This is a genomic window from Desulfobacter curvatus DSM 3379, assembly GCF_000373985.1.
Lineage (GTDB): Bacteria > Desulfobacterota > Desulfobacteria > Desulfobacterales > Desulfobacteraceae > Desulfobacter > Desulfobacter curvatus.
The window spans coordinates 1-13,254 of record NZ_KB893091.1 but is presented as its reverse complement, the minus strand read 5'-3'; the positions used below and the strand labels follow the sequence as shown (position 1 = coordinate 13,254).

Annotated in this window: 12 protein-coding genes; 4 read left to right on the top strand and 8 right to left on the bottom strand. The window is 45.6% G+C overall.

Annotated elements, in window-relative coordinates; all coding sequences use genetic code 11:
- Window positions 1-7: 7 nt before the first annotated feature.
- Both B147_RS0120845 and rsmA read right to left on the bottom strand, forming a co-directional pair.
- Entirely contained in the window at window positions 8-1,417 is a 1,410-nt protein-coding gene (locus tag B147_RS0120845) for an HD-GYP domain-containing protein (RefSeq protein ID WP_020589148.1), read from the bottom strand.
- Window positions 1,414-2,265: a 16S rRNA (adenine(1518)-N(6)/adenine(1519)-N(6))-dimethyltransferase RsmA gene (gene rsmA, locus B147_RS0120840; protein ID WP_020589147.1), complete on the bottom strand. Its 852-nt coding sequence runs from the start codon at window positions 2,263-2,265 to the stop codon at window positions 1,414-1,416. Before rsmA ends, B147_RS0120845 begins: the two co-directional genes overlap by 4 nt.
- 412 nt (window positions 2,266-2,677) lie before the next feature.
- Here rsmA and B147_RS0120835 point away from each other — a divergent pair, with 412 nt between their 5' ends.
- The 4 genes from B147_RS0120835 (at window position 2,678) to B147_RS0120820 (ending at window position 6,742) form a co-directional block, all read left to right on the top strand.
- Window positions 2,678-3,037 (top strand): hypothetical protein, encoded by a 360-nt coding sequence (locus B147_RS0120835; RefSeq protein WP_020589146.1) that lies wholly within the window; start codon window positions 2,678-2,680, stop codon window positions 3,035-3,037.
- A gap of 118 nt (window positions 3,038-3,155) precedes the next feature.
- Window positions 3,156-6,140, top strand: coding sequence for an insulinase family protein (locus B147_RS0120830; RefSeq protein ID WP_020589145.1), 2,985 nt, complete (start codon window positions 3,156-3,158; stop codon window positions 6,138-6,140).
- A 19-nt stretch (window positions 6,141-6,159) separates the two neighbouring features.
- Window positions 6,160-6,417 carry a DUF3862 domain-containing protein gene (locus B147_RS0120825; RefSeq protein WP_020589144.1) on the top strand — a complete coding sequence of 86 codons (258 nt, stop codon included), beginning with the start codon at window positions 6,160-6,162 and terminating at the stop codon, window positions 6,415-6,417.
- Between the two features lie 22 nt (window positions 6,418-6,439).
- Entirely contained in the window at window positions 6,440-6,742 is a 303-nt protein-coding gene (locus B147_RS0120820) for a YciI family protein (RefSeq protein ID WP_020589143.1), read from the top strand.
- Window positions 6,743-6,875: 133 nt separating this feature from the next.
- On the opposite strand, the gene B147_RS0120815 is transcribed toward B147_RS0120820, so the two are convergent.
- From B147_RS0120815 to B147_RS29100, 6 genes are all read right to left on the bottom strand, one after another.
- Entirely contained in the window at window positions 6,876-7,763 is an 888-nt protein-coding gene (locus tag B147_RS0120815; protein ID WP_020589142.1) for a Rossmann-like and DUF2520 domain-containing protein, read from the bottom strand.
- Between the two features lie 87 nt (window positions 7,764-7,850).
- Entirely contained in the window at window positions 7,851-8,642 is a 792-nt protein-coding gene (panB, locus tag B147_RS0120810; RefSeq protein ID WP_020589141.1) for a 3-methyl-2-oxobutanoate hydroxymethyltransferase, read from the bottom strand.
- 207 nt (window positions 8,643-8,849) lie between these two features.
- Window positions 8,850-11,057: an acetate--CoA ligase family protein gene (locus B147_RS0120805; RefSeq protein WP_020589140.1), complete on the bottom strand. Its 2,208-nt coding sequence runs from the start codon at window positions 11,055-11,057 to the stop codon at window positions 8,850-8,852.
- Window positions 11,058-11,884: 827 nt separating this feature from the next.
- Entirely contained in the window at window positions 11,885-12,271 is a 387-nt protein-coding gene (locus B147_RS0120800; protein WP_020589139.1) for an Hsp20/alpha crystallin family protein, read from the bottom strand.
- Between the two features lie 33 nt (window positions 12,272-12,304).
- Window positions 12,305-12,745 (bottom strand): Hsp20/alpha crystallin family protein, encoded by a 441-nt coding sequence (locus tag B147_RS0120795; RefSeq protein ID WP_020589138.1) that lies wholly within the window; start codon window positions 12,743-12,745, stop codon window positions 12,305-12,307.
- Between the two features lie 264 nt (window positions 12,746-13,009).
- Window positions 13,010-13,254: hypothetical protein (locus tag B147_RS29100; RefSeq protein ID WP_033397736.1), on the bottom strand; the 245-nt coding region annotated here is incomplete at its 5' end.

Here is a 13,254-nt window from a genome sequence, read left to right as displayed (position 1 = left end):
AGCAGGACTATATAGTTGAAATTGCAGCGACCGCCGCTGCTACCTGATCCTTGGGCAGGGCGATTTCCCTGATAAATGCAGGCAGGCAGTCCCATATTTTTTTGGGCTGCCTGATGCTTCTGTCACTGTCAATGGCAAGAATTCCGGTTTGTTTTCCGGCGTTAAAAGGATCCGGTTTGGATTTCAACGGGACCTGGCTTTTGTCTGTAAAAGGAAGAACAAGAGGACCCTCGTTCTCAAGAACATAGGCCATTTGTCCGCTTTTAAGAAAAACAATGCTGCCCGGCGGATAAAGCCCTACGGTTTTAACAAACGCATGCAGAATAAATTGCAGGATGGGGTCTTTGTGCACGTAACTGCGGAACAGGCCGGTGACGGCAGTAACCTGGTTAACGGCATCCTGGTAACTGCGCTTGGAAATCATAGCGTCATAGATGTCCATCAATTTGCATATTCTGACATAGGGCGGCATCATCCCGTACTCCAGGCCCGCAGGATAACATCCGGGTTCGCCCTCATATAGTGGTCCATGATGATGCCGGATCATGTTGCTGAGCACCGTACTGCCCAAATGGTTTTTTTCAATGACCGTAAATCCGAAATCATTGGCGTGTCTGCGCAGCAGTTCGATTTCATCTTTGCTCAGGGCAGCGGTTTTGTTTAAAATATTTTCCGGCACCATGGATTTACCCAAATCATAGATGAACAGGCCAAAGGACATTTCATCTATCTCCTCGGGGTAGTAATAGGAAAACATTCCGGAAGATCCATTGCCTGCAAGTGCCGGTGATGACCAAAGTGATTTTTCCATTATCTTTGAAAAGGCGTTGTTGAACCGGTGCAATACCTGGGAGCCCAATGCGCAGACATTGGTAGCATGGTTGTAAAAATAGTCATCATAGAAAAACCATTCCCTTGGCGCGTATGCAAAGGGGTGGTTATTTTTTTGGGCAAATGATGCAAGTTCCGATGCCTGCTCTGATACGGCATCTACATCAAATTCCCCCTGTGTCTGCCTGATTTGGATCACAGCATTTTTTATAATGGCCTGGGCTTTGGCACTTATGGATTCGGCAAGCCTGCGCAGTTCAAGGATCTCTTTGAGCCGTTCGGTTACGTTTTGAGTCTTGATAGGTTCCGGATCGAAAAATGAATGGGGCAAGGAGGCGGGCATGGCCGCAGATCCTATGTTTATTTTATTACCGGCTGCATCAAAAACGCCACCATTGCTTGCCACCGGCACATGCCGCAGGCCGTTGTTTCGAACGATTTTCAGCGGCTTTGTCTTATCCACCATCACATCTTTGGCCAAAAGCAGGGTGCCGTTTCTGTCATATACATCCACCCCGGTTTTAACCCGGCCGCCCTGGCGGACAACGTCAATCAGCTTATCTATGGAAATTCTGGATTCAATCATGATTCATTGGTGATAACTTTTTGCACTTCCTTTGACAGGTCTATAAATTCTTGTACACTTAGGGTCTCAGCCCGCCGTGAGGAATCAATGCCGGCGTTTTCAAGGGCAATCCCCACGATTTTTTTGGTTAAGCCCAGTTCCCCGCCTGACATGGCATTGTGAAGGGTTTTTCTTCGTTTTGAGAATGCTGCTTTGATTACGCTGAACAGCAGGATTTCGTCCTTTTCTCCCATGCCTTTGGTTTCAAAAAAATCAAAGCGCAGGACTGTGGAGTCCACTTCCGGCCTGGGAAAAAAGTTATTGGGCCGGATATCTGCAACCCGGCTGATTTTTGATGCATACTGAACCACTGCAGAAAGCCTTGAATAGTCTTTGGTGCCGGGTGACGAAAGAAGGCGTTGGGCAAGTTCCTTTTGAAACATTAGAAACGCGCGTGTCACAACCTGCCGGATTGTAACCAGCTGAAAAAGGATCTGGGAAGAAATATTGTATGGCAAATTGCCGATCACTACAATTTTTTCTGTTCCTGCGATCTCCCTGATATCCGTTTTTAGAATGTTCCCATTGATAATCGTAACATTGCAGATTCCCTCATCGGCCAATTCTCCTTCAAGCAGTGGTATCATACGGCGGTCTTTTTCAACCGCCACAACCCGTTTGCATGCCCTTGCCAAGGGCAGGGTAATCGCGCCTAACCCCGGACCGATTTCAAGCACGGTAGTCTCTTTATCAACCCCGGTTCTATCCACAATCATCTGGGCTGTTGCCGGGTTGGATAAAAAGTTTTGGCCCAACTCCTTTCCGGCATATAGCCCGTTTTTTTTTAATAACTCCCCAGGATGCGTCATTCCCCTTTTTGTTCTCCGTTTCTTGGCCGTTTAAATCCAGAACGCCATATGTCCCATATTTTGTTTTGGAAAAAGAATAAAAGATTAACAGTAGTGGTTTTCCTTTGAAATTTCCAAGGTGAATATCAGTAAATCACAGTTTTTTAATAATTTCCATAAAATTTAACAACTTCTGCCAGATACTTTTTTTTACTTATTTAGATATGGCCCACTTGACTTTGATAGATTTAAGAAGTAATTTCATAAAATATTATATTAAAATAAAGAGCGTTAATCATCAATCGACACCTTAAAGCGACACCTTAAAGAAAATTACTATAACTAAATTAATGGATGAGCGTTAAACAGGATCTACCGGTCTTTTTAAAATTTAAGACACGGTAAAACCTAAGTTTTTAAGAAGGATTGACATATGGAACCGACAGAATTCAGCAACAATTGGGAGAACTTTATTAAAATGCTTCTCCATCGTCTGGATATTCCAACCAAAGAAGATATTGCTAATATTCACAAAAGGCTTGACAAGCTAGAACAATTGATTTACCAGAATCATCCGTCGAGCAGACAGAAAAACAAAAGCCGGACGCCAAGGAAAAAGAGTGCATCTTCCATCGTGCTCAGTATTATCGAAAACCATCCGGAAGGCACTAATTTTAAGACCATTAAGGCGGCTACAGGTTTTGACGATAAAAAATTGAGAAATATTATTTTCAGGCTGGATAAAATAGAGAAGATCAAACGGGTCAGCCGGGGAATTTACAAAAGAATTTAGATCCCTCAAAGGCTTTACTATTTAGCCCGGGATCATTCGAATTCGTAACCCCATGAAAATATGCGAAACGAGGCCCATGCCCTAAGACGGTTAAGCGAAATCTTTGACAGGAAAATATATGAATCAGACTGCATTTACACCCGGGCAGGCCGTAAGCGGCTACACAATTAAACAGGTATCGCCCCTGCCTGCAATTAACGCCCATCTCATCCAACTGGTCCATGAGAAGACAAAAGCTGTCCACATCCACGTTGCCAATGAGGATAAGGAAAACACCTTTGGGGTATTTTTCAGAACCGTTCCCACGGATTCCACGGGGGTTGCCCATATACTTGAACATACCGTGCTGTGCGGGTCCGAGAAATATAAGGTCCGGGATCCTTTTTTTTCCATGCTTAAACGAAGCCTGTCCACCTTTATGAATGCGTTCACTGCATCGGACTGGACCATGTACCCCTTTTCCACCCAGAATAAAAAAGATTATTATAACCTGATGGATGTCTATCTGGATGCGGCGTTTTTTCCGGATATTGATCATTTAAGTTTTAAACAGGAAGGCCATCGGCTTGAATTGGAACCGGGGGAAAACGGGGAACCGGAACTGGTTTATAAAGGGGTGGTTTACAATGAAATGAAAGGGGCCATGTCCTCACCCGGTCAGGTCATGTCCCGGGCCCTGCTTAAAGGGCTTTACCCGGACACCACCTATGCCAATAACTCAGGCGGCGAACCCGCAGATATTCCAAAACTCACCCACGAGGGACTCAAGGCGTTTCACGCAAAGTATTACCACCCCTCCAACAGCTATTTCTATACATATGGGGATTTGCCCCTGGAAGAGAGTTTAAGTTTTATTGAAGAAAAGGTACTCTCCAGGTTCGATTTTCTTGAAATGGATACCCGGGTGCCTTCCCAGCCCCGGTGGCAGTCCCCTAAAACCATGACCCAGGCATATGCCTACTCAGACACCGATAATATCGCTGCCAAATACCAGGGTTGTGTGGCCTGGCTGACACCTGATATCGCAGATCATTTTGAAGTGATGGTTATGGCGGTGCTTGAACAGGTTCTTATTGGAAATTCTGCATCTCCTTTGAGAAAAGCGCTCATTGACAGCACCTTGGGTTCTGCCCTGTGTGATGGTACAGGGTTTGATTCGGATAATCGGGACACTATGTTTGTCTGCGGGTTGAAAGATATTGAGGTCTCTGCAGTCCCCCAAGTAGAGAAAATTATTTTTAGCACCCTTGAAGCCCTTGTCAACAAAGGGATTGACCAACATTTAATAGATTCTGCCATCCACCAGATCGAATTTTCCCGCAAGGAGATCACCAATACACCATATCCCTATGGCATCAAACTGCTGATGGGTGTTGCTTCGGTCACGGTTCATGATGGTGATCCCGTAGCCGCCATTAACATTGACAGTGATTTGGAAAAATTGCAGGACGAGCTGGCCAAGGGTCCCTTCCTGGAAGGTCGAATTCGCCGGTATTTTCTGGATAACCCCCACAGACTGCTGTTTACCCTTGCCCCGGATGAAAGTCTTGAAACCCGCCAGGCAGAAAATATACACAAGGAACTTCAGGAAAAACGAAAAAAACTGAGTGAAGCGGAACTTGTACAAATCAACAGGGATGCGGCAGCCCTGAAAGCACTTCAGGAAACAGAAGAAAATTTGGATGTTCTGCCTACCTTAGAGCTTGAAGACGTACCCCCTGAAATTGAAATTGTTCATCCAGACACCATACGGGGCATCACCTGCACCACCGCCTTTGACAAGGCCACTTCGGGCATTCTCTATTTTACCTGTCCGGCAGGTGGTGGAAACATTGCACCGGAGCTTTTTCCCATGGTGCCGTTTTTCGCACGGGCTTTTACGAATGCAGGAACCAAAAAGTCTTCCTATGTGCAGATGGCCGAACGTATGGACCTTTATACCGGCGGCATTTCCATGTCTCCCTTTTCCGGTACCCATTTTGACCATGAGGGCAAAGGTCATTCCTTTCTGGCCTTGCAGGGAAAAGCCCTGGACCGGAATATTGATCATCTATTTGATATGGTGGATGAATATATTAATGACAGTGCCTTTAAAGACCACGACCGGCTCAAAAGCCTGATTTTACAATATCAGGCAGGTCTTGAAGCCTCAATTGTCGGGTCCGGACACAGGTATGCCATAACCCTGTCTGCCCGGCACCTGTCAACGGCAGCCAGTATTAATGAGCTGTGGCACGGCATCGCCCAGTACTCCCTGATCAAGGATCTTACCGCCAGGGTAAATAATGAAAAAACAGGTGTCCAGACCTTGGCTGAATTGGAAAAAGACCTTTCTGCCATGGCGTGTGCCGTCATGAGAAAAGATAATTTTAAACCTGCTGTTATCGGGTCTGTTTCGTCCATGATTCAGGCAGATAAGCGTATTGAAAAGATTTACGACAACCTGCCCAACGGCAGCAGCCAGGCCTTTCATACACCACAGATAAAAGTAGATACCCTGAGGCCCTACGATGGCTGGATGACCAATACAGCCGTTTCTTTTGTGGGACAGTCTTTTAAAGCCGTGCGCATCTCCCATGAAGACGCACCGGCCCTGTCCGTCATTGCCAAGCTTTTGCGTTCTCTGTTTTTGCATCGGGAAATCAGGGAAAAAGGCGGAGCATACGGTGGATTTGCCCTGTACAACATGGAAGAGGGTATTTTTTCATTTGGTTCTTACCGTGATCCCCATATCAAGCGGACCCTGGATGTTTACGCAGATGCCTGTGATTTTATTACCCGGGGACAATTCACCGATACAGACGTAAAAGAAGCCATCCTTCAGGTCTGCTCGGAAATTGATAAGCCGGAAACACCTGCCCCTTCTGCCATGAAAGCGTTTTATCGCCAAATCACTAAGTTATCAGATGAGATTCGCAAAGGATTCAAGGATGCCCTGCTGGGTATGGACAAGCAAAAGATCATGGAAACGGCAGACCGGTATTTTTTCCGGGACGACGCAGCCAAGGGCATTTCCGTGATTTCCTCAAAACCACTGCTGGAACAGGCCAACCAGGAACTGGAGGCAGAAGGGCGTGAGCCGTTGATCCTTCATAAAATTTAGGTGTTAAGGACATTATGATATGAAATTTGTGAGATTGCTGATTATTGTACTCTTCTGTGCTGTTGTTTTTCTGGGGTGTTCAAAAATTACCCGGGAAAATTTTGGCAAAATCAAGATGGGCATGGGCTATGAAGACGTGGTGGGGATCATTGGTGAACCAGATACCTGCGATGGTGCCTTGGGGGCCAAAAAATGTGTGTGGGGAAATGAAACAAAAAATATCACCATCACCTTCATGGGAGAGAAAGTGATTCTTCCTGCAATGAAAGGACTTTAGTTTAGATTTAAAAGGAGAGAAAATGCAGTTTATCGTAATCGGCCGGGACGGCACAGATGAAAAGGCCCTGGAAAGAAGAATGGCCGCCAGGGAGGCACACCTTGAAACCGCTGGGAAAATGTACGAATCAGGCAGTTGGCTCTATGCTGCTGCCATTCTCAACGACGAGGGGAAAATGGCCGGCTCCATGATTGTCTGTGATTTTGAATCCCGGGAAGCATTGGAAAAAGAATGGCTGGACAATGAGGCCTATGTCAAGGGTAATGTCTGGGAGACAATCGAGATTATGCAAGCAGCCGTCGCCCCTTTCTGGGCGCCAAAATAGTGTTTTTTTGCGGTTTAAAGAAGAGCTAAGGGCCGTAAATTTTATAAGGGCCATATAAATTTAAAAATTTATATGGCCCTAAGTCATTTCATGAATATATCCGAACAGATTATTGTATCCTGTATACCTTTGATCAAACTGTTTTAAAAAATTGGGACAGAATTTTTTCAGCCTCTTCAGACAGGCAATTTCCGGCCGCGGCAATATCAAGGGTATGGGTGCCCAGCAAACGGTACAGAGCTGAAAACTGCGGTAATTTTTTGTCAATATCCGCTAAGTGCCGGGACACTGTTTCATGGTCTCCCCGGGCCACAGGGCCTGTCAGGGCACGAGTGCAACCCCTGGACCCGATATTGGAAAGGGTGCCCTGGATCAGGGGCGATAAAATTTCAAATGCCACGTCTTCCCGAAGCCCTGTTTCCATTAAAAGGGTCAGGGCAAACTTTACCAGGGTCACAAGGTAGTTGGAGGCCACCACAGCCGAGGCATGGTAAAGGGTTTTGGATTCCGTTGGGATGGCAAAAGCCTGGGCGCCAAGGGTTGCCGCAATATCCTTACCCTGGGAAACGGCATCCGGATCCCCTTCAACAGAGATATTGATTCCCTCAAAGGGGCTTGCCTGTCCCGGTTCATAAGGAGCAAAAGATTGCAGGGGATGAATGGAGCCCACAACTGCGCCGGCCTGTGTTGCCTGGGCAAGAATTTCTGAAGAGTGGGCACCTGACAGGTGAAAAACCATGGTTTTGGGCCCCAGGGCGTTTTGTTGGACAAGATCGCCGCAAATACCTTCTATGATGCCGTCGGGTGTGGTGATAAAAATAATGTCCCCGGCCCGGGCACAGTCGGCAGCCGTATCAAACACGGTGCCGCACCCGGCTGCTGTCCTGGCGGCCTGGGCAGATGTTTTGCTTTTACTGAAAAAACCTGCGGGTTCATAATTTTTTTTAAAGAGGAATGCTGCCAGGCAGATCCCCACCCGTCCACAGCCGATTACGGAAAATTTACGTTTGGGAGTATTCATAAATATAACACCTGAACGAAAAACTTATGAATGGACGAAAAGTTGCCCATCTGCACCTTGCATCCGGGCAACTTTTCATTCATACACTTATTTGTATGAATGGTCCTGGGATGGAAAACTGCCATCCTGAACCTCTTTAATATATTCAGCAAGCCCCTGGTTTGCCAGGGCAGAAATGTCCACGTATTTTTTCACGAATTTGGGTATAAATCCGTCATGCATACCCAGCATGTCATGGAGTACCAGAATCTGGCCGTCGCAGGAGGGACCGGCACCGATGCCGATGGTGGGAATGGTCAGGGCCTGGGTAATTTTTTGGGCAATGGAAGCGGGAATGCCTTCCAGAACCACGGAAAAAGCCCCGGCGGCTTGAACATCCCTGGCGTCCTTAAGCAGCTGTTCTTCATCCCGCTGCACCTTAAATCCCCCCATCTGGTGTACGGACTGGGGTGTAAGGCCTATGTGGGCCTGGACAGGTATTCCTGCTTTTGCCATGGCTGAGATGGCAGGACAGACATCCGCACCGCCTTCAAGTTTTACAGCGGTGGCACCGGCTTCTTTTAAAAACCGGCCGGCGTTCTCAACAGCTTTATCCAGGCCGCTCTGGTAGGACATGAAGGGCATGTCACCCACCACCAGAGATCTTTTGCAGGCCCGGGTTACAAGTTTTGTATGATAAATCATTTCATCCATGGTCACAGGCAGGGTGGTGTCCCAGCCCTGGACCGCCATGCCGACGGAATCGCCCACAAGAATGAGATCAATTCCGGCACGGTCAACTAACGCGGCGAAAGGATAGTCATATGCGGTGAGGGCGGTGATTCTTTTGCCCTCCTGCTTCATCTTCATCAGGCTGGAAGTGGTAACTTTTTTGTTCATACGTTTCTCCTGATTTCTTTGTTAATTTTTTATAAGAAAGTCTGGGTAATTAACACAGATCTTTCAACTTTCGTTGTGGGCTGAACCACGGTGAAAAACCAGGTCAGCCCGTGGCTGTTATAAGAAAGTCTGTGTAAGCTACACGGATCTTTCAACTTTCGTTGTGGACTGAGCCTGGGTGTTGATAGACCAGGTCGGCCATGGCTGTTATTTATGGATTCCTGCCGAATCACGCCATTTTCTGTACCGGACCATTCCGGCCAGGGCCTTGACGGCACGTTCCGGCGAGGGAAAAAATACCCCCTTATAGCCCAGATCGTCATAGCGGTAAAGGGTGCGGCTTAATTCGTCTATTAAAAGGCTGACACCGACTACAGGCTTATTGTATTTCTGAGTCATTTCAGCGGTATGTCGGATATAAATTTCCTCCTCCTTGATAAGGTTTGCCATAAACTTTTCTGTCTTTTTCTTTGTTATACCTGGATCTGTCTTCAGCATGGCGTTTGCCATGGCATTAACCAGGATGCGTCTGCCGTGGATGCCCAGGTGAATGACCGCATCACACCCATCCCATTTTAAAAGTTCCTCCAGGCAGATTTTGGGTATTTCCGGATCTGTGTCGCCCACAAGATCCACAGGGTTGCCATGGCTCCAGAAGTCGGGCAGACAGTTGTTAAGCCGTTCAATTATTTTTTCGGACAGTTTTGGTACATCAAGCCCGTATTCTGCACAAAGGTCTGTGGTGACCACACCCCACCCACCGCCCAGGGTCATGATGGCCACACGCCCCCCTTTTGGCATGGGCAGGGATGAGAATACGGTGGACATATCTAAAAGTTCCATGGGTTGCTCCACCTGGATGATCCCGGCCTGGGCGCAGGCCGCATTAAATACACCTGCATCCGAGGCCATGGCCCCGGTATGGCTGGAAGCAGCCCTTTCCCCATCTTGGGTTCTTCCACCCTTGAGGACTACCACAGGTTTGGTTTTTGACAGACGGCCGGCGGATTCAAAAAACCGGCGTCCGTCTTCCACGCTTTCGATATAAAGCACCACGGTGCGGGTCAGCTCATCAAATTCAAGGGTCTGCATATAATCTTCAGTGGTGATCATAGCTTCGTTGCCTGACCCTACAAACAGCCGGATGCTGATACCCTGCTGCTCGGCAAAGGCAAGAAGCTGGGTGCCTATATTACCCGATTGGGATATAATGGCTGTGGAGCCGGGAAGAGGAAGGGCATTGGCACCGGAAGCGTAAAGGGATGCATGGGGATTGCACAGGCCCATGGTGTTGGGGCCGATGACCAGAATACCGGCTTTCTGGGCTGCGGCCATGATCTCATCCTCAAGCTGTCTGCCCTGGTCCCCGACTTCCCTGAATCCGCTGGTGATCAGCACCATGCCTTTGACATGTTTTTTTTCCAGGGCAGGGATCAACTCCATTACCCGGCCAGCAGGTATGGTGACCATAGCTAAGTCCACATCGCCTTCTAAATCATCAATGGTTTTGTAGACATCCCGGCCCATAATCTTCCCGCCCTTGGGATTAATTAGAAAAATTTCGCCGTTAAACTCCCCGGCATAGGCGTTTGTGGGCAGCAAGTGACCCCATTTGCCAGGGACTGCAGAGGCGCCGATAAAGGCGATGGTTTGGGGATAAAAGGTGTTGTATAAGTCCTTGAAATCAATTTCTTGATGGACATGGTCGTCACGGCTTTCAGGTTTTTCAAGAATCATCAGCCCGTCAACAGCCACGGGTAAGCCGGCCGGATTGATAATCAAAGGATTGATATCAATTTCGCGGATACCCGGGCAGGCCATGGCCAGATCTGACAGACCCCGGAGCACGGATTTCAGTTCTGCACGATTTACAGCCGCCTCCCCTCTGAATGACCTTAGAAGGGCTTTGGATTTTAGGTTATCCAGCATATCGTCAATATCCGCCCCGGACAATGGAGCAAGCCGCAAAACCATGTCCTTCAAGGCTTCGGTGAGTACACCGCCTATCCCGAACATGATCACCGGACCAAACTGGGGATCTTTAAACATGCCCGCAGTAAATTCCCTTTTACCCTGGATTTGGGGCTGGATCAGGAAGGCTTCAAAATCCTCACCCGCAAGGCATTTCATCCTTTGGGCCGATTTTTTCAGATTGGCTTCATTGGTGATGCCCATGTCCACCATGCTGGCTTCGGTTTTATGCAGTATCAGTTTTGCAAGCCCTTTGAGTACAACAGGGTACCCGATAGTTTGGGCGGCCCCATGGAGATCCTCCATGGATTCTATACGTATTTCCTGGACCACGGGCAGGCCCAGTTGTTTGAAAATTTCTTTGGTCCGGTCTTCGTTGAAACTTTGGATCCCATTTTTAATGGCATTATTGATGGTTGCTGCGATTTTTTTGAGTTGGGTCATGGTTTCACTCCGTTGAAAATGATGTCTAAAATAATAGCAGCAGTTTTTATGTTCAGGGGTTAGAATTGATGTCATTTTAAGTTTTCAACACTTTTTCAACCTGTTTTTCAATAATCCGAATATATTTTTGAACAACCCTGAGATTCTTATTTAATAAGGTTCTTCTTTTGTTTTAAACATATTTTAAACACGGCGTTCATCATCTTTTTAACACGATACAGTATTTATTAACATTTTATTATTATCTTTTTGACTTTTTAAACCCGACATCAATTTAACCCTCTTTATTCAGGAATCCGGATGAATGCTGTTTGATTTTTTGACAATTTCTCAACCTGTTTTCAACAATTAAACGCTTTTTTTGAACAATTTTGAACTCATTGTTTAATATGGATTTTTATCATTTTTGAACATTTTTTAAACAGCGTTTCTATTGGTTTTAAACATGATACTGTGGATATTTGTATTTTATGGGCATCGGTTTTAACAGTTTAGACAAATGAGTTGATAAAAGGGTATGAATGGAATGAAAAGATAGAAAAATTTCTTGGGGCGGATATAAACAGATTTATCGGGATCTGTATTGTGGCATGACTAAAATAAGTTCCGGTCTATTCTGGCCGGTCAAGGCTGTTAGCGGTTTTGACCAGGAAACTGAATTCTGCATTAGTTTGAGCGGCCATTAGGATATGTGGGCATCCGTAGATTTCGGTTATTTAATAAGTAAGGATGGGAAACCACCCGGCGAAAGCTTCCCACCCTTAGGTTAATGTTACAACTTTTAAGGATAATCAAAATTGTCCAGGTAACATTGATGAATCTTGATCTTATGCCGTTTTTATTTCTATCTGCCTGGGTTTTGCAGCTTCAGATTTAGGCAGGTGCAATCTTAATACGCCGTTTTTCAGTTCGGCCTCAACTTTTTCAACATCAATGGTCTGTGGTACGGAAAAACTTCTGACATATTCTACATCTGAAAATTCTTCATATGTTGCAGCCCCTTTTATTTCAAGTTTTCTGACACCGGATATTGATAGTGTCCCATTATCAATATCAACTGAAATATTTTCTTTTACCACTCCCGGCATGTCCGCGTGGAGAAGAATTTCATCTTCATTTTCATAAATATCTACGGCGGGAGTTACTTCATACAATTGACGAGTTTTCTCGACATTTTTCTCGTCTTGTTTTGTGATTTTTTGTGCGCTATCCATTGTAACCTCCTTCTCAGGAATTTATCCTAAAGTTTAATTGATGCTTATTTTTTTGGGTTTTGCAGCCTCATGCTTGGGAAGTTTAAGATAAAGCACACCGTTTTTAAGCGTGGCTTCAACTTTCGTTGAGTCAACATCTGCAGGTAGTGTAAAGCTTCTGGAAAAAGATCCAACCCCTCTTTCAGTTTTATGGGTTTTGTATTCTTTAGGAGCATCAGATTTTCTTTCGCCGCTGATTTCAAGATAGTTTCCCTGAATTTTTACATTCAAGTCTTCTTTTTCAAGTCCTGGAACCTCGGCCCTGATTTCAAAATTGTCGCCGTGTTCGTACAGATTTGTCTTGGGAGCAGCTGATTCTAATTCCCATCTGTAACCAGATGGTCTTCCATAATCGCCATAAAGACCGTTTAACTTCTTTTGAAGAAGATTCATGGTCCCCAACAATCTGTCGATATCACTAATTCTTGTAAACATAATTCTTCCTCCTTGCGATAGGTTGTTTCAAGTTGTTGCGGGAACCATTTGTGATGTTAGAATCGACGTTCGCATGAAAGTTAGGGTATCGTCCATTCTATGTACAAAACCTTTGCTCCCACAAATCATCTTTATTTTTGCCTAAATTAACCCCGGTTTTTTTCATGTCAATAGGGTCTTATTATTTTTGTAAAAATTTCATTCTTAATAATGGAATCAATGCCTTTAAATGAATTATTTACAATAAATATAAGTATATTAGCACTACAGCGACACTTGAACACCTAACTCTTTAGCGAGAGCCATCGTTCTTTTTCTATGGCTTTCATACGCAATGTCGTTACGTTTGAGGTGATACTTTATCATATTTATAGCCCCTTTCCATGTAAAAGAATTGATCGACAAAACAACTTGGACCAATTTTTTAACCATGGCTAAACTTAAGCAGTTTTTTTTACTTTTTGCCTGAGTCGAAAAAGAAAGTGCTGCGCCAGCATGACATAAAGCAT